The organism is Agromyces agglutinans (assembly GCF_009647605.1).
In the GTDB taxonomy this organism is placed as follows: domain Bacteria; phylum Actinomycetota; class Actinomycetes; order Actinomycetales; family Microbacteriaceae; genus Agromyces; species Agromyces agglutinans.
The window spans coordinates 50932-71671 of the sequence record NZ_WJIF01000011.1 but is presented as its reverse complement, the minus strand read 5'-3'; the positions used below and the strand labels follow the sequence as shown (position 1 = coordinate 71671).

Genomic DNA, 20740 nt, shown 5'->3' with positions numbered 1-20740 from the left:
GTCCTGAGGAGGACCCACAGTGGCTAAGGCCAAGTTCGAGCGGACCAAGCCGCACGTCAACATCGGCACGATCGGTCACGTCGACCACGGCAAGACGACGCTCACCGCCGCGATCTCGAAGGTGCTCGCCGACAAGTACCCGTCGGCCACCAACGTGCAGCGCGACTTCGCGTCGATCGACTCGGCTCCCGAGGAGCGCCAGCGCGGCATCACGATCAACATCTCGCACGTCGAGTACGAGACGCCGAAGCGCCACTACGCGCACGTCGACGCCCCGGGTCACGCCGACTACATCAAGAACATGATCACCGGCGCGGCTCAGATGGACGGCGCGATCCTCGTGGTCGCGGCGACCGACGGCCCGATGGCCCAGACGCGTGAGCACGTCCTGCTCGCCAAGCAGGTCGGCGTGCCGTACCTGCTGGTCGCCCTCAACAAGGCCGACATGGTCGACGACGAGGAGATCCTGGAGCTCGTCGAGCTCGAGGTCTCCGAGCTGCTCGCCAGCCAGGGCTTCGCCGAGGACGCACCGGTCGTGCGCGTCTCGGGCCTCAAGGCGCTCGAGGGCGACGAGAAGTGGGTCCAGTCGATCCTCGACCTCATGGAGGCCGTGGACAACAACATCCCCGACCCCGTGCGTGACAAGGACAAGCCGTTCCTCATGCCCGTCGAGGACGTCTTCACCATCACCGGTCGTGGCACGGTCGTCACCGGTCGCGCCGAGCGCGGCACGCTGAAGATCAACTCCGAGGTCGAGATCGTCGGCATCCGCCCGACGCAGAAGACCACGGTCACGGGCATCGAGATGTTCCACAAGCAGCTCGACGAGGCCTGGGCCGGCGAGAACTGCGGTCTCCTGCTCCGCGGCACCAAGCGCGAGGACGTCGAGCGCGGCCAGGTCGTCGTGGCCCCCGGCTCGGTCACCCCGCACACGGGCTTCGAGGGCACCGCGTACATCCTCTCCAAGGAGGAGGGCGGGCGTCACAACCCGTTCTACGCGAACTACCGTCCGCAGTTCTACTTCCGCACCACCGACGTCACCGGCGTCATCACGCTGCCCGAGGGCACCGAGATGGTCATGCCCGGCGACACCACCGACATGACGGTCGAGCTCATCCAGCCGATCGCCATGGAGGAGGGCCTCGGCTTCGCCATCCGCGAGGGTGGCCGCACGGTCGGCGCCGGTACCGTCACGAAGATCATCAAGTAATCTCCGCGACAGCGACCTGAACGGGGGTCGGGCCTTCGGGCCCGGCCCCCGTTTTCGCGTCCCGGTCGCGCGGAGAGGCCACCGGGCAGCGCGCCGGCGGCCCGGACCTCGCCGCCGGAACGGAGCATGTCTCATCGCTTCGGAGCAAGCTCTCGGGTTCGCCGGATGCCGCGACGTACGCTGAATCGATGGGGGCGGAGCGATCGGGGTACGTTCGGGCACCGGTGCGCCCGGAGGTGCAGGCCCTTCGTGCCGTCGCGGTGGGCGCGGTCGTGCTGCATCACGGATGGCCGGCGGTCGCGCCGGCGGGCTACATGGGCGTCGACGTCTTCTTCGTCGTGTCGGGATTCCTCATCACGGGGCTGCTCCTGCGCGAGCACGAGCGGTCGGGCCGCATCTCGCTGAGCCGCTTCTACCTCCGCCGGGCCCGGCGCATCCTGCCCGCAGCGGTCGTCGTGCTCATGGCCGTCTCGGTCGCGACCCTGCTGTTCGCGCCGCGCCGCGACTGGTTCCAGTGGTTCCGCGAGATCGTGGCGAGCGCCCTCTACGTGGAGAACTGGCAACTGGTCGCCGATTCGCAGAACCCGGCGCGCGCCGACCTCGCGTCGACGCCGGTCCAGCACTTCTGGTCGCTCGGGGTCGAAGAGCAGTTCTACCTCGTCTGGCCGCTGCTGCTGATCCTGGCGCTCTGGGTGGCCGTCCGGCGCGGGGCGGACGCGCGGCGCACCGTCCTCGTCGCGCTCGGGGTCGTGACCGCGGCATCCTTCGCCTCGTCGGTCGCGGCGACGGCCGTCGATCACAACATCGCCTACTTCTCGACCGTGACGCGCACCTGGGAGTTCGGCGTCGGAGGCCTGCTGGCCGTGCTGACCGCGACCCGCACCATCGGCTCGCCGCAGTTGCGGGCCGCGGCCTCGTGGGCGGGTCTCCTCTGCATCGCATTGCCGATCGTGACGTTCCGCGAGCCCGAGGTCTTCCCGGGCCTCGTCGTGCTCCTGCCCGTCGTCGGCACGCTCGCCGTGATCTGGGCGGGCATGCCCGAGCCCCGCTGGTCGCCGGCCGCGATCGCCGGCGCCGCTCCCGTGCAGTGGATGGGCGACGTCTCGTACTCGCTGTACCTGTGGCACTGGCCGATCATCATGTTCGCGCCGTACGTCACGGGCGTCGCGAGTCCGCCGTGGATGATGGCGTGCCTCGTGGTGCTCTCGTTCGCCGTGGCCGACCTCTCCAAGCGCTGCATCGAGGACCCGTTCCGCCGGGCCGGGAGCCCGATCGCGACTCGGCCGCTCGCGCTCGTCGGAGGGCTCGCCCTCGCCATGGCGCTCGTGGTCGGCGCGGGGACGGTCGCGCCCGACGTCGTCCGCGAGGAGCTCGCGTGCGAACGCGACGAGTGAGCGAGCGGGTCGGCTGCTGGTCCGGCGACCGCGGTCAGTCGTCCGCCGGGTCCCTGACCTCGAGCGCCAGGTCGACCGAGTCGCCGATCGACCGCGCGACGGTGCATCCCCGGTCGACGGCCCGCGTGATGGTCTGCACGAGCCGCTCGCGCTCGTCGGCGCCCAGTGACGCGAGATCGAGCAGCACCTCCTCCTCGATGCGGTAGTAGCGGTTCGTCTCGGCGTCCGACCGGCCGTGCGCCCAGATCGTGACGTCGAAGTCGTCGCCGAGGCGACGCGCGGTGACGATGTCGGCGCTGAGGCCGGTGCATGCGATGAGGGCGAGCTTGAGCAGCTCGCCCGGCGTGAAGTGCTCGCCCTCGAGCTCCGACCCGCCGATGCGCACCGTCGCGCCGCGCTCGTTCATGCCCTGGTAGACGCGCGGCGCCACCCTCGTCACCGAGACGCTGCCCGATCCGATGCGGTCGCTGACCCGGTGTGCGGCATCCGACATGTCGGCCTCCATCTGCTCGATGCAGACGATTCCATCACGGGAACGCACCGCCTCCGGCGCGGCGTCCGATGGCGTGTCTGGGCATCGCCTGCGAAGCCCGCCGGGCGCGACACGCCCGGGTTGCACGGATGCCTCGAATGTGGCAAACTCGTTGAGTTCAACATTTCGAACGGCCTGCCATGCTGCGCGCCGTTCGAATCACTGCCAGGCAGTGCATAACCACCGGCTCCCGAAAGGGCGCTCCGGGTCAGGTTAGGCCGCGGGCAGCAGAACACGACAACCGACACCCACACCACACGGGGAGACCCGTGTGCGCTGGCGCGGGCGACACGCCCGAGCGCGGGGGTCGGGGCTCGGGGTCGAGCGTGTCGAGGCCACCGCGGCTGTGCGAGAGCGCAGTGGTGGGGTGCCTTCGACAGGCTCGATCAACGGCCGTTGACAGCAGAACAGTGGTGCTCCACATAAGCAGTGCGCTGAGTGCATGAACCACGCGGCGTCCGATGCCCTCGGAAGGGGTAAGACGCCTTGACAGAGAGAGAGTCAGCAATGGCGGGACAGAAGATCCGCATTCGACTGAAGTCGTACGACCACGAGGTCATCGACACCTCGGCGCGCAAGATCGTCGACACGGTGACCCGCGCGGGCGCCACGGTCGTCGGCCCCGTGCCGCTTCCGACCGAGAAGAACGTGGTGTGCGTCATCCGTTCGCCCCACAAGTACAAGGACAGCCGCGAGCACTTCGAGATGCGCACGCACAAGCGCCTGATCGACATCGTGGACCCGACGCCCAAGGCCGTCGACTCGCTCATGCGTCTCGACCTCCCGGCCGACGTCAACATCGAGATCAAGCTCTGAGGTAACTGATGTCCACCGCTACCAAGAACGTGAAGGGCCTGCTCGGCACGAAGCTCGGCATGACCCAGGTGTGGGACGAGAACAACAAGTTCATCCCGGTCACCGTCATCGAGATCGCGCCGAACGTGGTCACCCAGATCCGCACCGCCGAGAAGGACGGCTACGAGGCCGTCCAGATCGCCGCAGGCGCGATCGACCCGCGCAAGGTCACCCAGCCGCTCCAGGGCCACTTCCGTGAGGCCGGCGTCACGCCGCGCCGCCACGTGACCGAGGTCCGCACCGCCGACGCCGCCTCCTACGAGCGCGGCCAGGAGCTCACCGTCGAGGGCACCTTCGAGGCCGGCCAGCTGGTCGACGTCGTCGGCACCTCGAAGGGCAAGGGCTTCGCCGGCGTCATGAAGCGCCACAACTTCAAGGGCGTCTCCGCCTCGCACGGTTCGCACCGCAACCACCGCAAGCCCGGCTCGATCGGTGCTTCGTCGACCCCGAGCCGTGTCTTCAAGGGCATGCGCATGGCCGGTCGCATGGGTGGCGAGCGCGTGACCGTGCTCAACCTCCGCGTGCACGCCGTCGACGCCGAGAAGGGTCTGCTGCTCGTCAAGGGCGCCGTCCCCGGTGCGCGCGGCCGTCTCGTGTTCGTCCGCAACGCTGTGAAGGGGGCGTAGTCCATGGCTACCGCCAACACCATCGACGTTCTCGACGTCACCGGCAAGAAGTCCGGTTCGGTCGAGCTGCCCGCCGAGCTCTTCGACGTGCAGACCAACGTCCCGCTCATCCACCAGGTCGTCGTCGCGCAGCTCGCGGCCGCACGCCAGGGCACGCACAAGACCAAGCGTCGCGGCGAGGTCTCGGGCGCCGGCCGCAAGCCCTTCAAGCAGAAGGGCACCGGCCGCGCCCGCCAGGGCTCGATCCGCGCGCCGCAGATGACCGGCGGTGGCATCGTCCACGGCCCGCAGCCGCGCGACTACTCGCAGCGCACCCCGAAGAAGATGATCGCCGCAGCCCTGCTCGGCGCCCTCTCCGACCGGGCCCGCGGCGGCCGCATCCACGCGGTCGAGTCGTTCGCCGCCGGTGACGCTCCCAAGACGAAGGACGCCGTCGCGCTGCTCGGCGCGATCGCCCCGGCCAAGCACTTCCTGATCGTGCTCGCGCGCGATGAAGAGCTCTCGGAGCGTGCCGTCCGCAACATCCCGACCGTGCACGCGCTGCCGGTCGACCAGCTCAACGCCTACGACGTGCTCGTCTCGGACGACATCGTCTTCAGCACCGCCGCGCTCGAGGCCTTCGTCGCCTCGAAGCAGGCGAACAAGGAAGAGGTCTCCGCATGAGCGCCGCTCACAACAAGGACCCGCGCGACATCATCATCGCGCCTGTCGTCTCGGAGAAGAGCTACGGCCTGATCGACGAGGGCAAGTACACGTTCATCGTGGACCCCCGCTCGAACAAGACCGAGATCAAGCTCGCCATCGAGAAGATCTTCAACGTGCAGGTCGCGTCCATCAACACGCTGAACCGCCAGGGCAAGACCCGTCGTACGCGTTTCGGCATGGGCAAGCGCAAGGACACCAAGCGCGCGATCGTCACCCTCAAGTCCGGCTCGATCGACATCTTCACGGCTGTCGGCTAGGGAGCAGAGGAAGAACATGGCTATTCGTAAGTACAAGCCCACGACCCCGGGCCGCCGCGGCTCGTCGGTCGCCGACTTCGCCGAGATCACCCGCTCGACGCCCGAGAAGTCGCTGCTCAAGCCCCTGTCGAAGACCGGTGGCCGCAACAACCAGGGCCGGATCACCACTCGCCACATCGGCGGTGGCCACAAGCGCCAGTACCGCGTCATCGACTTCCGTCGCAATGACAAGGACGGCGTGCCGGCCAAGGTCGCGCACATCGAGTACGACCCGAACCGCACCGCGCGCATCGCGCTGCTGCACTTCGCGGACGGCACCAAGCGCTACATCCTGGCGCCGAACAAGCTCCAGCAGGGCGACCCGATCGAGTCGGGCCCCGGCGCCGACATCAAGCCGGGCAACAACCTGCCGCTGAAGAACATCCCGACGGGTACCGTCATCCACGCCATCGAGCTCCGCCCCGGCGGCGGCGCGAAGATGGCCCGCTCGGCGGGCGCCTCGGTGCGTCTCGTCGCGAAGGACGGCCCCTACGCGCAGCTCCGCCTGCCGTCGGGCGAGATCCGCAACGTCGATGCGCGCTGCCGCGCGACCATCGGCGAGGTCGGCAACGCCGAGCAGTCGAACATCAACTGGGGCAAGGCCGGCCGCAAGCGCTGGAAGGGCGTCCGCCCGACCGTCCGCGGTGTCGCGATGAACCCGATCGACCACCCGCACGGTGGTGGTGAGGGCAAGACCTCCGGTGGTCGTCACCCGGTGAGCCCCTGGGGTCAGCCCGAGGGCCGCACGCGTCGTCCCAACAAGGAGAGCGACAAGCTCATCGTCCGTCGTCGTACCGTCGGCAAGAAGCGCAAGTAGGAGTAAGAGAAGATGCCTCGCAGTCTCAAGAAGGGCCCCTTCGTCGACGAGCACCTGCTTCGCAAGGTCGTCGTCCAGAACGAGGCGGGCAGCAAGAACGTCATCAAGACGTGGTCGCGCCGCTCGATGATCATCCCGGCCATGCTCGGGCACACGATCGCCGTGCACGACGGCCGCAAGCACATCCCGGTGTTCGTCACCGAGACCATGGTGGGCCACAAGCTCGGCGAGTTCGCGCCCACCCGCACCTTCCGTGGTCACGTGAAGGACGACAAGAAGGGCCGTCGCCGCTGACGCGGTGACGTGAAGGAGGAGAAGAAATGGTGGAGTCGATCGCCCGCGTGCGACACATCCGCGTCACCCCCCAGAAGGCTCGTCGCGTCGTCAACCTGATCCGCGGCAAGCAGGCTCAGGAGGCGCTCGCCATCCTGAAGTTCGCGCCCCAGGGCGCGAGCGAGCCGGTGTACAAGCTCGTCGCCTCGGCCATCGCGAACGCTCGCGTCAAGGCCGATGCCACGAACACCTACCTGGACGAGCAGGACCTCTACATCAGCCGCGCATTCGTCGACGAGGGCACCACCCTCAAGCGATTCCAGCCGCGCGCGCAGGGTCGTGCCTTCCGCATCAACAAGCGCACGAGCCACATCACCGTGGTCCTCGCTACGCCCGAGGAGGGTACGAAGTAATGGGTCAGAAGGTCAACCCGTACGGCTTCCGTCTCGGCATCACCACCGACCACGTGTCGCGGTGGTTCTCCGATTCGACGAAGCCCGGTCAGCGCTACGCCGACTACCTCGCTGAGGATGTCAAGATCCGTCGTCTGCTGCAGACGTCGCTCGACCGCGCCGGCGTCTCGCGCATCGAGATCGAGCGCACCCGCGACCGCGTCCGCGTGGACATCCACACGGCGCGTCCCGGCATCGTGATCGGCCGCCGCGGCGCCGAGGCCGAGCGCATCCGCGCCGACCTCGAGAAGCTCAGCGGCAAGCAGATCCAGCTGAACATCCTCGAGGTGAAGAACCCCGAGGCCGACGCCCAGCTCGTCGCGCAGGGCATCGCCGAGCAGCTCTCGGCTCGTGTGGCGTTCCGCCGCGCGATGCGCAAGGGCCTGCAGGGCGCGCAGCGCGCCGGCGCCAAGGGCGTCCGCATCCAGGTGTCGGGCCGTCTCGGCGGCGCCGAGATGAGCCGGTCGGAGTTCTACCGCGAGGGCCGTGTGCCGCTGCACACGCTCCGCGCGAACATCGACTACGGCTTCTACGAGGCCAAGACCACCTTCGGCCGCATCGGCGTGAAGGTCTGGATCTACAAGGGCGACATCACCAACAAGGAGCTCGCGCGCGAGCAGGCTTCGCAGAAGCCGTCGCGTGAGCGCAGCGACCGCGACCGTCCCCGCCGCGACCGTGCCCCGAAGGCCGAGCCGGTGGCAGCAGGAGTTGAGGCATAACCATGTTGATTCCCCGTCGAGTCAAGTACCGCAAGCAGCACCACCCGGGCCGCTCGGGTCACGCCACCGGTGGCACCAAGGTCACCTTCGGTGAGTACGGCATCCAGGCCCTGACCCCCGCCTACGTGACGAACCGTCAGATCGAGTCCGCTCGTATCGCCATGACGCGTCACATCAAGCGCGGCGGCAAGGTGTGGATCAACATCTACCCCGACCGTCCGCTCACGAAGAAGCCCGCCGAGACCCGCATGGGTTCCGGTAAGGGTTCGCCCGAGTGGTGGGTCGCCAACGTCAAGCCGGGCCGGGTCCTCTTCGAGGTCTCGGGCGTCTCCGAGCAGCTCGCTCGCGAGGCCATGACCCGTGCCATCCACAAGCTGCCCCTCAAGGCACGCATCATCAAGCGCGAGGAGGGCGACGCATAATGGCCGTCGGAACCAAGGGGCTCGAGTCCGTCGAGCTCGACACGTTTGAAGACGAGCGTCTCGTCGACGAGCTGAAGAAGGCCAAGGAGGAGCTGTTCAACCTGCGCTTCCAGGCCGCAACCGGTCAGCTCGAGAGCCACGGCCGCCTGCGCGCGGTCAAGAAGGACATCGCCCGCATCTACACCGTGATCCGTGAGCGCGAGCTCGGGATCCGTGCGACGCCGGCGCCCGTCGAGGCGGCTCCCGCCGAGAAGAAGACGAAGAAGAAGGCCAAGGCCGAGGCTGACGCCCCGGCCGAGGCCGTCGAGACGAAGGAGGCCTGATCATGGCTGAGACCAAGAAGGCTCCGGCCGAGGTCGCCGAGACGGCCTCGCACCGCCCGTACCGCAAGGTGCGCCGTGGCTACGTCGTCAGCGACAAGATGGACAAGACCATCGTCGTCGAGGTCGAGGACCGCGTGAAGCACCCGCTCTACGGCAAGGTCATCCGCCGCACCTCCAAGGTGAAGGCGCACGACGAGCAGAACAGCGCCGGCATCGGCGACCTGGTCGTCATCTCCGAGACGCGGCCGCTGAGCGCTACCAAGCGCTGGCGCCTCGTCGAGATCGCCGAGAAGGCCAAGTAAGCCTCGGGCTTGCTTCGTAGAAGGAGACTGAAGTGCTTCAGCAGGAATCACGACTCAAGGTCGCCGACAACACCGGCGCCAAGGAGCTGCTCACCATCCGCGTGCTCGGCGGTTCGAAGCGCCGGTACGCCGGCCTCGGTGACACCATCGTCGCCACCGTCAAGGACGCGATCCCCGGCGGCAACGTCAAGAAGGGCGACGTGGTCAAGGCCGTCATCGTCCGCACCGTCAAGGAGACCCGTCGTCCCGACGGCTCCTACATCAAGTTCGACGAGAACGCCGCGGTGATCCTCAAGAACGACGGCGAGCCGCGCGGCACCCGTATCTTCGGCCCGGTCGGCCGAGAGCTGCGCGACAAGAAGTTCATGAAGATCATCTCGCTGGCGCCGGAGGTCATCTAAATCATGGCGAACATCAAGAAGGGCGACCTGGTCCAGGTCATCTCGGGCAAGAGCCAGGCTCGCGGCGGAGACCGCGGCAAGCAGGGCAAGGTCATCGAGGTGCTGGTCGACCAGGATCGCGTCGTCGTCGAGGGCGTCAACTACGTGACCAAGCACGTGCGCGTCGGCCAGACGCAGCGTGGTTCGAAGACCGGCGGCATCGAGACCCACGAGGCCCCGATCCACGTCTCGAACGTCGCGATCGTCGACCCCGAGTCGAAGAAGCCGACGCGCGTCGGCTTCCGCAACGAGACCGTCACCAAGGACGGCGTCACCAAGACGGTCCGCGTCCGCTACGCCAAGAAGTCAGGTAAGGACCTGTAATGACCGACACCGCAACTGCTGCGCCGGCTGGCAAGATCCAGCCGCGCCTCAAGCAGAAGTACCAGACCGAGATCACGTCGGCACTCACCGAGGCGAACGGCTACTCGAACCCGCACCAGGTGCCGGGTCTCGTGAAGATCGTGGTCAACATGGGCGTCGGCGAGGCCGCGCGCGATGGCAAGGTCATCGACGGCGCGATCGCCGACCTCACGAAGATCACGGGCCAGAAGCCGCAGGTCACCAAGGCCCGCAAGTCGATCGCCCAGTTCAAGCTCCGCGAGGGCCAGCCCATCGGCGCCCACGTGACGCTGCGCGGCGACCGCATGTGGGAGTTCCTCGACCGCCTGCTCTCGCTCGCCCTGCCCCGCATCCGCGACTTCCGCGGCCTGTCGGACCAGCAGTTCGACGGCAACGGCAACTACACCTTCGGTCTCACGGAGCAGTCCGTGTTCCACGAGATCGACCAGGACAAGATCGACCGCGTTCGCGGCATGGACATCACCGTGGTGACCACCGCCAAGAACGACGACGAGGGTCGCGCCCTGCTCAAGGCGCTCGGCTTCCCGTTCAAGTCGACCGACGCCGCGTAGAGCTGTAGTAGGCTCTACGAGTTTGTGCCTTCGCCGGCCGGGCCAGTCCCGGCCGGCACGGGCAGACGGCGGCCCGCAACCGCAGGCCGCCACCACCACAGGTCAGTCCCCGTGTACCGGGTCCTGAAACCTGGTGAACATTAAGGAATCACCGTCATGACGATGACCGACCCGGTCGCTGACATGCTGACCCGCCTTCGCAACGCGAACTCGGCGCACCACGACTCCGTGTCGATGCCGAACTCGAAGCTGAAGGCCCACATCGCCGAGATCCTCCGCAACGAGGGCTACATCGCCGGCTTCGAGGTGACCGACGCGCGCGTCGGCAAGACCCTGACGCTGCAGCTGAAGTTCGGCCCGAACCGCGAGCGCTCGATCGCCGGCATCAAGCGAGTCTCCAAGCCCGGCCTGCGCGTGTACGCGAAGTCGACGGAGCTCCCCAAGGTGCTCGGCGGCCTCGGCGTCGCCATCCTGTCCACCTCCAGCGGTCTGCTCACCGACCGCCAGGCCGAGAAGAAGGGCGTGGGTGGGGAAGTCCTCGCCTACGTGTGGTAGTTCCATGTCACGAATCGGACGACTCCCCATCGACATCCCCGCCGGTGTCGACGTGAAGGTCGACGGCTCGGCCGTCACCGTCAAGGGCCCGAAGGGCGAGCTCTCGCTCACCGTCGCCGCCCCCATCGAGGTCAAGCTCGAGGACAACCAGGTCCTGGTCACCCGTCCCGACGACGAGCGCGCTTCGCGCTCGCTGCACGGCCTCACCCGCACGCTCATCGCGAACGACATCATCGGCGTCACGCAGGGCTACTCCAAGGGCCTCGAGATCGTCGGCACCGGTTACCGCGTCGCCCAGAAGGGCTCCGCGGTCGAGTTCGCGCTCGGCTTCTCGCACCCCGTGACCGTCGAGCCGCCGGCAGGGATCACCCTGACCGTCGAGGGCAACAACAAGATCACGGTGGCCGGCATCTCCAAGCAGGCCGTCGGCGAGACCGCCGCCAATATCCGCAAGATCAAGAAGCCGGAGCCCTACAAGGGCAAGGGCATCCGCTACGCCGGCGAGGTCGTGCGTCGCAAGGCCGGAAAGTCAGGTAAGTAATCATGGCTGTGAAGAGCAAGTCGGCCGCGCGTTCGCGCCGCCACACCCGCCTTCGCAAGAAGATCGTGGGCACCGAGCTGCGGCCGCGCCTGGTCGTGAACCGTTCGGCCCGCCACGTCTTCGTGCAGGTCGTCGACGACAGCAAGGGCGTCACCGTGGCCAGCGCCTCGACGATGGAGGCCGACCTCCGTGCGTTCGACGGCGACAAGACCGCCAAGGCGCGCAAGGTCGGCGAGCTCGTCGCCGAGCGTGCGAAGCAGGCGGGCATCGAGGAGGTCGTCTTCGACCGCGGCGGCAACAAGTACGCCGGTCGTGTCGCAGCGATCGCCGACGGAGCGCGAGAGGCAGGGCTGAACCTGTGAGCACTGCACCCACCCAGAATGAGGGCACTGTGAAGGAGACCGAGGTGACCACCGCAGAGGCACCCGTCGAGACGGCCGCATCGAGCGAGCCTCAGCGCAACGAGCGCGAGGGTCGCCGCAGCGGCGGCGGTCGTGACCGCGGCCAGGGCCGCGACCGCGGCGGCCGCGACGCCGAGAAGAGCCAGTTCCTCGAGCGCGTCGTGACCATCAACCGCGTGTCGAAGGTCGTCAAGGGCGGTCGCCGCTTCAGCTTCACGGCGCTGGTCGTCGTGGGCGACGGCAACGGCATGGTCGGCGTCGGCTACGGCAAGGCCCGTGAGGTCCCGACGGCCATCTCGAAGGGCGTCGAGGAGGCGAAGAAGAACTTCTTCCGCGTTCCTCGCGTCGGCGCGACCATCCCGCACCCCGTGCAGGGTGAGGCCGCAGCCGGTGTCGTCCTGCTGCGTCCGGCCTCGGCCGGTACCGGTGTCATCGCCGGCGGTCCCGTCCGTGCCGTGCTCGAGTGCGCCGGCATCCACGACGTCCTGAGCAAGTCGCTCGGTTCGTCGAACACCATCAACATCGTGCACGCCACCGTCGAGGCGCTCAAGCAGCTCGAAGAGCCGCGTGCCGTCGCCGCCCGTCGTGGTCTCGACTACGACGAGGTCGCGCCGGCCCGTCTCCTGCGTGCCGAGGCCCAGGCGGCCGAGGCCGCCGCAGCAGCGAAGGCAGGTGCCTGATGGCGAAGCAGCTGAAGGTGACCCAGATCAAGTCCAAGGTGAGTGAGAAGCAGTACCAGCGCGACACGCTGCGCAGCCTCGGGCTCAAGCGAATCGGCCAGTCGGTCGTGCGTGAGGACACCCCGCAGAACCGCGGGTACGTCAACACGGTCGCTCACCTCGTGAAGGTTGAGGAGATTGACTAATGGCTGACGAGAAGAACGACGCCACCACCGAGGCCCCCAAGAAGGCCCCGGCGAAGAAGGCACCGGCGAAGGCCGCTGCCGAGAAGGCCGCTCCCGCGAAGAAGGCGCCGGCCAAGGCCGCCGCCGCGAAGACCGACGACACCGCGGCCGACAAGGCCCCGGCGAAGAAGGCTCCCGCCAAGAAGGCTCCGGCCAAGAAGGCGGAGGCGGCCGAGGTCGCCGAGAAGCGCGAGCAGGTCCTGAAGGTGCACCACCTGCGCCCCGCGCCCGGTGCCAAGAAGGACAAGACCCGCGTGGGTCGCGGTGAGGGCTCCAAGGGCAAGACGGCCGGTCGCGGCACCAAGGGCTCGAAGGCCCGCACGACCGTTCGTCCCGGCTTCGAGGGCGGCCAGCTTCCGTACCACATGCGTGCGCCGAAGCTGCGCGGCTTCAAGAACCCGTTCCGGGTGGAGTACCAGGTGGTGAACCTGGAGAAGCTCGCCGAGCTGTACCCGAAGGGCGGAGACGTCACCGTCGCCGACCTGGTGGCCAAGGGTGCCGTCCGCAAGAACGAGCGCGTCAAGGTGCTCGGCAACGGCGACCTGCAGGTCAAGCTCAACGTCGCGGTCGACAAGGTCTCGGGTTCCGCCGAGCAGAAGATCGTGGCTGCGGGCGGCTCGGTCAACTAAGACCGCTGCACCACTTCGAGTTCGAGCCTGTCGGGACCTCGCGTATGATTCACGGGGGTCTCGACAGGCTCGAGCCGCATATGGACTGACTCCACGACGGAGCTACAGGAGGACGAGTGTTCAACGCCATCGGGCGCATCTTCCGCACCCCCGATCTTCGGAGGAAGATCGGATTCACCCTGGGCATCGTCGCCCTCTTCCGACTGGGCTCCTTCATCCCCGCGCCGTTCGTGGACTTCACGAGCGTGCAGGCGTGTCTCGTGTCCGCTCAGGGCTCGGCCTCCGGGCTCTACGAGCTCGTGAACGTGTTCTCGGGCGGCGCGCTGCTGCAGCTGTCGATCTTCGCGCTCGGCATCATGCCGTACATCACCGCGTCGATCATCGTGCAGCTGCTGCGCGTCGTGATCCCGCACTTCGAGGCCCTCTACAAGGAGGGCCAGGCCGGCCAGGCGCGCCTGACGCAGTACACGCGCTACCTGACCATCGCACTCGGCGTCCTCCAGTCGACGACGCTGATCACCGTCGCCCGCAGCGGTGCGCTCTTCAGCGGTGCGACCGCTCCCGAGTGCTCGCAGCTGCTCACGAACGACGCGTGGTACGCCATCCTGCTCATGGTGATCACGATGACCGCCGGCACCGGCCTCATCATGTGGATGGGCGAGCTCATCACCGAGCGCGGCATCGGCAACGGCATGTCGCTGCTCATCTTCACCTCGATCGCCGCGACCTTCCCCGGCTCGCTCTGGGCGATCGGCATCTCGCGCGGCTGGGACGTGTTCGCCATCGTGCTCGCGGTGGGCTTGCTCGTGGTCGTGGCCGTGGTGTTCGTCGAGCAGTCGCAACGCCGCATCCCGGTGCAATACGCCAAGCGCATGGTGGGCAGGCGAACGTACGGCGGCAACAACACGTACATCCCGATCAAGGTCAACATGGCCGGCGTCGTTCCGGTGATCTTCGCCTCGTCGCTGCTGTACCTGCCCGCGCTCATCGCGCAGTTCAACCAGCCGGCCGCCGGTGAGGAGCCGCAGGCCTGGGTGGTCTGGATCCAGAACTACCTGACGCAGGGCGACCACCCGCTCTACATGCTGCTGTACCTGGCGCTCATCGTCGGCTTCACGTACTTCTACGTCGCGATCACGTTCAACCCCGACGAGGTCGCCGAGAACATGAAGAAGTACGGCGGCTTCATCCCGGGCATCCGTGCCGGGCGCCCGACGGCCGAGTACCTCGACTACGTGCTCACGCGCATCACGTTCCCGGGCTCGCTGTACCTCGGCGCCGTGGCGCTGCTCCCGCTGATCGCGTTCGCGCTCGTCGGCGCGAACCAGAACTTCCCGTTCGGCGGCGCCTCGATCCTGATCATCGTGGGTGTCGGCCTCGAGACCGTGAAGCAGATCGACGCGCAACTCCAGCAGCGTCACTACGAAGGGCTCCTGCGATGACGGCTCGGCCGGCAGCGCACGAGGGCGGGCCCGCCCGTCACGCCCGGTTCCTGATCGTCGGTCCCCAGGGCTCCGGCAAGGGCACGCAGGGCGTGGTCGTGGCGAAGGCGTTCGGCGTCCCGCAGGTCGCCACCGGCGACATCTTCCGCGAGAATGTGTCGGGCGGCACCGACCTCGGCAAGCGCGTGCAGGCGATCATCGAGGCGGGCGACCTGGTCCCCGACGAGCTGACCAGCGAGCTGGTGCGCGACCGGCTCTCGCAGCCCGATGCCGAGTACGGCTTCCTCCTCGACGGGTACCCTCGCAACCGAGGGCAGGTCGCCGACCTCGACGGGTTCCTCATCTCGCGCGGCGAGCAGCTCGATGCCGTCATCGAGTTGGCTGTGCCGCGTGCCGAGTCGATCGCGCGGCTCACGCAGCGCGCGATCGAGCAGGGGCGAACGGATGACACGGAGGAGGTCATCTCGAACCGCCTCGCGATCTACGAGCGCGAGACGGCGCCGATCCTCGACGACTACCGGGCGCGCGGGCTCGTCGCCCGCATCGACGGCGTCGGCACGCTCGCCGAGGTGACCGACCGCATCTTCTCCTCCCTCGCGGTCCGCGGGCTCGTGCCCGCGCACCCCGGCGCGGCCTGACCGCCGGCGTGTTCCGCAAGTCGATCTACAAGTCCCCCGCCGAGCTGCGCGCCATGCGCGCAGCCGGCACGGCGACCGCCGCCGCCCTCGCCGAGGCGAGGCGGCTGCTCCAGGTCGGTGCGACGCCGCTCGAGCTCGATGCGGCCGCCGAGCGGGTCATCCACACGCACGGGGGTCGCTCGAACTTCCAGCTCGTCCCGGGCTACCGACACACCCTGTGCGTGTCGGTCGACGACGACGTGGTGCACGGCATCCCGGGCGATCGTCCGTTCCGCCCGGGCGACCTCGTGTCGGTCGACGGCGGCGCCGAGGTCGACGGCTGGAACGGCGACGCCGCCTTCTCGGTCGTGCTGCCCGACCCCGAGCGCCCCGAGGTCGTCGCGGCCCGGCGTGAGCTGGTCCGCGTGACCGAGCATGCCCTGTGGACCGGGGTGGCAGCCCTCGCGGGGGCCAAGCACCTCAACGACGTGGGCGCCGCCATCGAGGACGCGGTCCGCGCCGAGGGGGAGTACGGCATCCTCACCGACTACGTGGGGCACGGCATCGGGCGCACCATGCACGAGGAACCGCCGGTGTTCAACTACCGGGTCGAGCGGCGCAGTCCCGCGGTCAAGCCCGGGCTCGTCGTGGCGATCGAGCCGATGCTCGTCGCCGGCTCGATCGACACGTTCGTCCGCGACGACGAGTGGACGGTCACGACCTCAGACGGCGCCGACGCCGCGCACGTCGAGCACTCGGTCGCCGTGCACGCCGACGGCATCTGGGTGCTCACCGCCGAAGACGGGGGAGCCGCCGCGCTCGCCCCGTACGGCGTCGTCCCGGTGCCGATCGCCTGACCCCGCGGGCTCCGACGGGGAGCGACTCGCCCCGCCCGCTCATTCGAGGTCGGCCGCCTGCATGAGCCGGGCCAGTTCTGCGACGAGCCCGGCGTGATCCTGCGCGCCGCGCACGAGTCGCAGCACGTTCTCGCGCTCGGAGAACGTCTCGACGAACTGGTCGAACAGTTCCTGGAACTCCGCTCGCCCGCTGTCCGCGAAGGCGATCAGGGCGACCAGGTGCACCGGGGTGCCGGCCCAGTCCACCGCGACCTCGTCGACGCCGATCGCGATCGCCGTGCGGGCCGCCGACATGGACATGGCGTGCGGAACGGCGATATGGTCGGCGAACGCCGTCGACGACATCCGCTCGCGCTCGACTGCGCCCTCGACGTACGCCCGGTCGATGACGCCGCCTTCGACGAGTCGTGCCCCGAGCATCCGGATGATGCCCTCGCGGTCCTGCCCGCGGAGGCCGCGCACGAAGAATCCGGGCTCGATGGTCTCCGCGAGCCGGGCCGCCAGGCGCGCGGTGCGCCGCGCCCGGCGCAGGCGCAGCACCTCGCCGCGCACGCGTTCGATCTCCGTGTCGGTCGGCAGCGGCGAGACGAGCACGAGGCGGTGCACGCTCGACGATGGCGGCACGACCGCGACGACGAGATCGGCGGTCGCGATGTCGCCGTCGCCCGACGCTGCGACCGTCGCCCAGTCTCCGACCGCGTGCTCGATGCGAGCACGGAGCGCCGTGCCCAGGTCGTGGTACTCGGGCGCGACGATCGCGATCCGGACGCGATCCGCGTCGGGACGTCGCCGGTCGAGGTGGGCCCCGAGATGCATCGCGAGGTAGGCGATCTCGTCGTCGTTCACGGTGATGCCCTCCTCGCGAGCGAGTTCGCTCGCGACGTAGACGCCGAGTTCGTAGATCAGCGGATAGGCCGCCTTGATCTGCGCGGTCAGCGGATTCCGTGAGAACGAGCGGTCGGCCGAGCGGGCCGCGAGGTTGTCGACGTGGAGCGCGAGCCGTTCGACGATGTCGTCGTCGTCCAGGTCGACCAGGTATTCGGATGCCGCCCGCCGGACGATCTCGCGGACCAGCGCCGTCCGCGGCGACCGCAGGTGATCGGCTTCGATCGCGTCGGGCCGGAGGGTGGCCGCGCGAGTACGGAGCAGGCGGGCGAGGTGGGCGGCGTCGGCGGGCGGCAGCCGCACCTGCAGGTGCGACTCGACCAGGCCGGCGAGCAGCGCCTCCAACGCGTCGGACCCCGACGCGCGAGCCGCGTCGCCGATCGTCCGGTCGCGACGCACGCGATCCGCGGCGATCGCGATGTGCAGGAGCACGTCGTCCAGCGCGTATTCGTTCGGCGCGTAGCCCGCCTCAGCGAGGCCCTCGATGAGGGCGGCCCGGAAGGCGCCGAGCTCGGGCAGGCGCCGACGCAGGGCGTCGACCGCGATCCGTCCGCGCGCGGTCTCCTCGCGCAGCAGGTCGCCGAGCATGCGGCGCTTGGCCGCCTCCGGGCCGACGAGGCGGATGGTCGGACCACGGCGTTCGATCGAGAGCGGCGTCCCCTCGAGCCGGGCGCGCACGCGGGCCAGGTCCGCCTCGAGCGTCGACTCGCTGACGTGCACGCGTGCGGCCAGTTCGTGGAGGTCGAAGCCGTCGTCGTCGCCCCGCTCGGCGTCGAGGTCGTCGACCAGGAGCCGGATGATCCGCACTGCGCGTCGTTCCGGGCGATCGGCGGGTGCGGAGTCGGCACCGACGGACCGGTCGGGGTCGGCGAGCTGCGCCAGGTCGACCCGGTATCCGCCCGGGCCGGAGCGGACGAGCGGGCCATCGGCGTTGGCGCGGGCGACCCAGCTGCGCACCGTGCGCGTCGTCACCCCGAGCCGGCCCGCGAGTTCGGAGGCCGTGGTCCAGCCGTCGGCGCGCGCGAGTTCGTCGAGGAGTCGCTGCCATTGCTCGGCCACAGGCCCAGTCAACCACCGAGGACGTGCTGCGGTCGCGGCCCCGCCGCGTTCTTCCTACCGGCCGGAAGCGAATCGGGTGGCATCCGCCCGTGCGAAGGGCGCAGGATCGGATGCAGCGGCGAGCGCCGCCGACGATCGACGAGGACACGACGGCGAGGAGGCCGACATGCGCATCATCGTGGTCTGCGGCGCCGGCGCCTCGAGCACCTTCGTAGCCCATCGCCTCCGCGCCCGCGCCGGTGAGCGCGGGCTCCGGGTCGAGGCGCGCGCGGCGACCGAGCCGGGGCTCCCCGACGCGCTCGACGGTGCCGACGTGCTCCTCGTCGGCGCCCACCTCGCATCGCGGATCGACGAGATCCGGAGGGTCGCCGACGCGGCATCCGTGCCCGTCGCGATCCTGCCCGAATCCGCAGCCGCGGACGACGGAGCAGCAGCCCTCGACCTCGCCATCGCCGTCGCTGGGGCGGGGTCGTGAACGGCCCGCGCGCGGTCGTGCCGAGCGTCGCGCTCGCGGGCTATGGTGAACACGGGGACGGACACCAGCGACGAGAACCGGGGTCATCGTGGAACGCACAGTTCGCATCGGGTCGACGCATGGACTTCATGCGCGGCCGGCAAAGCTCTTCACCCAGGCCGTCGTCGCTTCGGGGTCGGGGGTCACCATCGCCAAGGGCGACGGCGCACCCGTCAACGCTGCGAGCATCCTCGCGGTCATCGCTCAGGGCATCGATCACGGCGACGAGGTCACGCTCGTCGTCGACGGCGGCGACGAGGCGGCAGTCCTCGACGAGCTGGTCGAGCTCCTCGGCACCGACCACGACGGGTAGTCGGCGTCCGTCTCCCGGCATCGAGATCGGGAGGAACGCGTGAAGGAGATCCAGGGCACGGGCATCGGGCAGGGGGTCGCGGTCGGTCCGGTCGTACGGATGGCCGACCGGCTGCCGGAACCCGTCGACCGGCCGAGCCACCTCGACGCCGAACGCGAGGAGGAGCGGGCCCGCGCATCGCTCGCCGTCGTCGCCGACGACCTGCAGCGCCGGGGCGCGCGCGCCGGCGGTGCGGCGAAGGACGTGCTCGAGGCGCAGGCGATGATGGCCGAAGACCCGACGCTCGTCGAGGACATCGCGAAGCGGCTCGCGCAGGGCAAGACCGCCGAGCGCGCGGTGTTCGAGGCCTTCGCGTCGTTCCGCGAGATGCTCTCCGCCATGGGGGGTTACCTGGGCGAGCGCGCAGCAGACCTCGACGACGTCTCGCAGCGCGTGGTCGCCCACCTCCTCAAGCTCCCCGCGCCCGGGGTCCCCGATCCGGGGCATCCGTTCGTGCTGGTCGCGCGCGATCTCGCGCCGGCCGACACCGCGACGCTCGACCTCGACCGGGTGCTCGGCCTCGTGACGATCGACGGCGGACCGACCTCGCACACCGCGATCCTCGCCAGGGAGAAGTCGATCGTCGCGGTCGTGGGTGCGGCGGGTGCGGCGGAACTCGCCGACGGCGACTCCGTGATCGTCGACGCCGAACGCGACCTCGTCGTCGCGGACCCCACGATCGTGCAGGTGGGCGAGGCGCGCGAGCGGATCGCCGAACGCACCCGGGCCGCGACCGCGCCGGTGACGCCCGGCCGCCTGGCCGACGGCACGCCGGTGCCGCTGCTCGCGAACCTCGGCTCAGCGGCTGCCGCGGCCGAGGCGATCGCCCTCGGCGCCGAAGGCGTGGGCCTGTTCCGCACCGAGTTCCTCTTCCTCGACGCCGATCGCGCGCCCGGCATCACCGAGCAGCAGGCCCAGTACGAGAAGCTGCTCGCCGCGTTCCCGGGGCGCAAGGTCGTGGTGCGGGTGCTCGACGCGGGCGCGGACAAGCCGCTCTCGTTCCTGAACGACGCCGCCGAGGAGAACCCCGCACTCGGTCTGCGCGGCATCCGGGCGCTGCGCCGCACCGAGGCGATCCTGCGCGAACAGCTGACCGCGTTGGCGGCGGCCGATGCGGTGACGAACGCCGATCTGCAGGTCATGGCGCCGATGATCGCCACGGTCGAGGAGACCAGGTACTTCACCGCGCTCGCGAACGAACTCGGCGTGAAGACCGCCGGGGTGATGATCGAGGTCCCCTCGGCGGCGCTGCTCGCCGAGCGGGTGCTGGGCGCCTGCGACTTCGCATCCATCGGCACCAACGACCTGACGCAGTACACGATGGCGGCCGATCGCCTGCTCGGCACGGTCGCGAACCTGCAGGACCCGTGGCATCCCGCGGTCCTGCAGCTCATCGCCGAGGTCGGCCGGGCCGGCCGTGCGACGGGCAAGCCGGTCGGGATCTGCGGCGAAGCCGCCGCCGACCCGCTGCTGGCCGTGGTCCTCGTCGGCCTCGGCGCCACGAGCCTGTCGATGTCGCCATCGGCACTCGCCGACGTCCGCGCCTCCCTCGCGCGGTACGGCCCGGACGACGCGCACGCGATCGCCCGGGCGGCCCTGGCCGCCGAGGGAGCGGCCGAGGCCAAGCAGGCGGCCCGCGCGGTCGCCGAGTCCGCCATCACGGCCCGGCCACCGGCGCCCTGACCCCTTCCCACGAGAGGCACC

At 69.4% G+C, this 20740-nt stretch carries 30 protein-coding genes; 28 read left to right on the top strand and 2 right to left on the bottom strand.

Annotated elements, in window-relative coordinates; genetic code table 11:
- Nucleotides 1–19 precede the first annotated feature (19 nt).
- On the top strand, nt 20–1210 hold the full coding sequence (tuf, locus tag GE115_RS15850; RefSeq protein ID WP_312855259.1) for an elongation factor Tu: 1191 nt from the start codon (nt 20–22) through the stop codon (nt 1208–1210).
- Nucleotides 1211–1398: 188 nt separating this feature from the next.
- Nucleotides 1399–2604 (top strand): acyltransferase family protein, encoded by a 1206-nt coding sequence (locus tag GE115_RS15845; protein ID WP_153685735.1) that lies wholly within the window; start codon nt 1399–1401, stop codon nt 2602–2604.
- A gap of 34 nt (nt 2605–2638) precedes the next feature.
- Here the strand turns inward: GE115_RS15845 and GE115_RS15840 are convergent, their stop codons facing one another.
- Nucleotides 2639–3097 carry an OsmC family protein gene (locus tag GE115_RS15840; RefSeq protein ID WP_153685734.1) on the bottom strand — a complete coding sequence of 153 codons (459 nt, stop codon included), beginning with the start codon at nt 3095–3097 and terminating at the stop codon, nt 2639–2641.
- A 546-nt stretch (nt 3098–3643) separates the two neighbouring features.
- On the opposite strand from GE115_RS15840, the gene rpsJ reads away from it, so the two are divergent.
- The 23 genes from rpsJ to map all read left to right on the top strand — a co-directional run bounded on the left by rpsJ (nt 3644) and on the right by map (nt 16226).
- Nucleotides 3644–3952: a 30S ribosomal protein S10 gene (rpsJ, locus tag GE115_RS15835; RefSeq protein ID WP_017201594.1), complete on the top strand. Its 309-nt coding sequence runs from the start codon at nt 3644–3646 to the stop codon at nt 3950–3952.
- Between the two features lie 8 nt (nt 3953–3960).
- On the top strand, nt 3961–4617 hold the full coding sequence (gene rplC / locus GE115_RS15830) for a 50S ribosomal protein L3 (RefSeq protein ID WP_153685733.1): 657 nt from the start codon (nt 3961–3963) through the stop codon (nt 4615–4617).
- Nucleotides 4618–4620: 3 nt separating this feature from the next.
- Nucleotides 4621–5280 carry a 50S ribosomal protein L4 gene (rplD, locus tag GE115_RS15825; protein WP_153685732.1) on the top strand — a complete coding sequence of 220 codons (660 nt, stop codon included), beginning with the start codon at nt 4621–4623 and terminating at the stop codon, nt 5278–5280.
- Nucleotides 5277–5579 (top strand): 50S ribosomal protein L23, encoded by a 303-nt coding sequence (gene rplW, locus GE115_RS15820; RefSeq protein WP_153685731.1) that lies wholly within the window; start codon nt 5277–5279, stop codon nt 5577–5579. The genes rplD and rplW overlap by 4 nt, the downstream gene beginning before the upstream one ends.
- A gap of 16 nt (nt 5580–5595) precedes the next feature.
- The gene (gene rplB / locus GE115_RS15815; protein ID WP_153685730.1) at nt 5596–6435 is read left to right on the top strand and encodes a 50S ribosomal protein L2; all 840 of its coding nucleotides are present in this window, start codon (nt 5596–5598) and stop codon (nt 6433–6435) included.
- A gap of 12 nt (nt 6436–6447) precedes the next feature.
- Entirely contained in the window at nt 6448–6729 is a 282-nt protein-coding gene (gene rpsS / locus GE115_RS15810) for a 30S ribosomal protein S19 (RefSeq protein ID WP_022889728.1), read from the top strand.
- A 26-nt stretch (nt 6730–6755) separates the two neighbouring features.
- A complete protein-coding gene (rplV, locus tag GE115_RS15805) occupies nt 6756–7121 on the top strand; it encodes a 50S ribosomal protein L22 (RefSeq protein WP_127794246.1) in 366 nt (121 codons plus the stop codon).
- A complete protein-coding gene (gene rpsC / locus GE115_RS15800) occupies nt 7121–7879 on the top strand; it encodes a 30S ribosomal protein S3 (RefSeq protein ID WP_153685729.1) in 759 nt (252 codons plus the stop codon). Before rplV ends, rpsC begins: the two co-directional genes overlap by 1 nt.
- Nucleotides 7880–7881: 2 nt before the next feature.
- Complete coding sequence (gene rplP, locus GE115_RS15795) at nt 7882–8301, top strand: 50S ribosomal protein L16 (protein WP_153685728.1); 420 nt, start codon at nt 7882–7884, stop codon at nt 8299–8301.
- Nucleotides 8301–8624 carry a 50S ribosomal protein L29 gene (gene rpmC, locus GE115_RS19145; protein ID WP_153685727.1) on the top strand — a complete coding sequence of 108 codons (324 nt, stop codon included), beginning with the start codon at nt 8301–8303 and terminating at the stop codon, nt 8622–8624. The genes rplP and rpmC overlap by 1 nt, the downstream gene beginning before the upstream one ends.
- Nucleotides 8625–8626: 2 nt before the next feature.
- On the top strand, nt 8627–8926 hold the full coding sequence (gene rpsQ, locus GE115_RS15785; protein ID WP_153685726.1) for a 30S ribosomal protein S17: 300 nt from the start codon (nt 8627–8629) through the stop codon (nt 8924–8926).
- Between the two features lie 32 nt (nt 8927–8958).
- Nucleotides 8959–9327, top strand: coding sequence for a 50S ribosomal protein L14 (rplN, locus tag GE115_RS15780; protein ID WP_312855258.1), 369 nt, complete (start codon nt 8959–8961; stop codon nt 9325–9327).
- 3 nt (nt 9328–9330) lie between these two features.
- Nucleotides 9331–9690 (top strand): 50S ribosomal protein L24, encoded by a 360-nt coding sequence (gene rplX, locus GE115_RS15775; protein WP_153685725.1) that lies wholly within the window; start codon nt 9331–9333, stop codon nt 9688–9690.
- Entirely contained in the window at nt 9690–10280 is a 591-nt protein-coding gene (rplE, locus tag GE115_RS15770; RefSeq protein ID WP_153685724.1) for a 50S ribosomal protein L5, read from the top strand. Before rplX ends, rplE begins: the two co-directional genes overlap by 1 nt.
- A gap of 156 nt (nt 10281–10436) precedes the next feature.
- Nucleotides 10437–10835, top strand: coding sequence for a 30S ribosomal protein S8 (rpsH, locus tag GE115_RS15765; RefSeq protein WP_153685723.1), 399 nt, complete (start codon nt 10437–10439; stop codon nt 10833–10835).
- 4 nt (nt 10836–10839) lie between these two features.
- A complete protein-coding gene (gene rplF / locus GE115_RS15760) occupies nt 10840–11376 on the top strand; it encodes a 50S ribosomal protein L6 (RefSeq protein WP_153685722.1) in 537 nt (178 codons plus the stop codon).
- A gap of 2 nt (nt 11377–11378) precedes the next feature.
- Nucleotides 11379–11738, top strand: coding sequence for a 50S ribosomal protein L18 (gene rplR, locus GE115_RS15755; RefSeq protein ID WP_153685721.1), 360 nt, complete (start codon nt 11379–11381; stop codon nt 11736–11738).
- Between the two features lie 44 nt (nt 11739–11782).
- The gene (gene rpsE / locus GE115_RS15750; protein WP_312855257.1) at nt 11783–12457 is read left to right on the top strand and encodes a 30S ribosomal protein S5; all 675 of its coding nucleotides are present in this window, start codon (nt 11783–11785) and stop codon (nt 12455–12457) included.
- On the top strand, nt 12457–12642 hold the full coding sequence (rpmD, locus tag GE115_RS15745; protein ID WP_022889741.1) for a 50S ribosomal protein L30: 186 nt from the start codon (nt 12457–12459) through the stop codon (nt 12640–12642). Before rpsE ends, rpmD begins: the two co-directional genes overlap by 1 nt.
- Nucleotides 12642–13310, top strand: coding sequence for a 50S ribosomal protein L15 (rplO, locus tag GE115_RS18605; protein WP_153685720.1), 669 nt, complete (start codon nt 12642–12644; stop codon nt 13308–13310). The genes rpmD and rplO overlap by 1 nt, the downstream gene beginning before the upstream one ends.
- A gap of 116 nt (nt 13311–13426) precedes the next feature.
- Nucleotides 13427–14752 carry a preprotein translocase subunit SecY gene (gene secY / locus GE115_RS15735; protein WP_312855256.1) on the top strand — a complete coding sequence of 442 codons (1326 nt, stop codon included), beginning with the start codon at nt 13427–13429 and terminating at the stop codon, nt 14750–14752.
- A complete protein-coding gene (locus GE115_RS15730) occupies nt 14749–15390 on the top strand; it encodes an adenylate kinase (protein WP_153685719.1) in 642 nt (213 codons plus the stop codon). Before secY ends, GE115_RS15730 begins: the two co-directional genes overlap by 4 nt.
- A gap of 8 nt (nt 15391–15398) precedes the next feature.
- On the top strand, nt 15399–16226 hold the full coding sequence (gene map / locus GE115_RS15725) for a type I methionyl aminopeptidase (RefSeq protein ID WP_312855255.1): 828 nt from the start codon (nt 15399–15401) through the stop codon (nt 16224–16226).
- 39 nt (nt 16227–16265) lie between these two features.
- Here map and GE115_RS15720 read toward each other — a convergent pair whose 3' ends face one another.
- Nucleotides 16266–18170: a BglG family transcription antiterminator gene (locus tag GE115_RS15720; protein WP_172979971.1), complete on the bottom strand. Its 1905-nt coding sequence runs from the start codon at nt 18168–18170 to the stop codon at nt 16266–16268.
- A gap of 166 nt (nt 18171–18336) precedes the next feature.
- On the opposite strand from GE115_RS15720, the gene GE115_RS15715 reads away from it, so the two are divergent.
- The 3 genes from GE115_RS15715 to ptsP all read left to right on the top strand — a co-directional run bounded on the left by GE115_RS15715 (nt 18337) and on the right by ptsP (nt 20719).
- The gene (locus tag GE115_RS15715) at nt 18337–18645 is read left to right on the top strand and encodes a PTS sugar transporter subunit IIB (protein ID WP_153685717.1); all 309 of its coding nucleotides are present in this window, start codon (nt 18337–18339) and stop codon (nt 18643–18645) included.
- Nucleotides 18646–18730: 85 nt separating this feature from the next.
- Nucleotides 18731–18997, top strand: a complete 267-nt coding sequence (locus GE115_RS15710) for an HPr family phosphocarrier protein (protein ID WP_312855263.1) — start codon at nt 18731–18733, stop codon at nt 18995–18997.
- Between the two features lie 39 nt (nt 18998–19036).
- On the top strand, nt 19037–20719 hold the full coding sequence (ptsP, locus tag GE115_RS15705) for a phosphoenolpyruvate--protein phosphotransferase (protein WP_312855254.1): 1683 nt from the start codon (nt 19037–19039) through the stop codon (nt 20717–20719).
- Nucleotides 20720–20740: the final 21 nt, after the last annotated feature.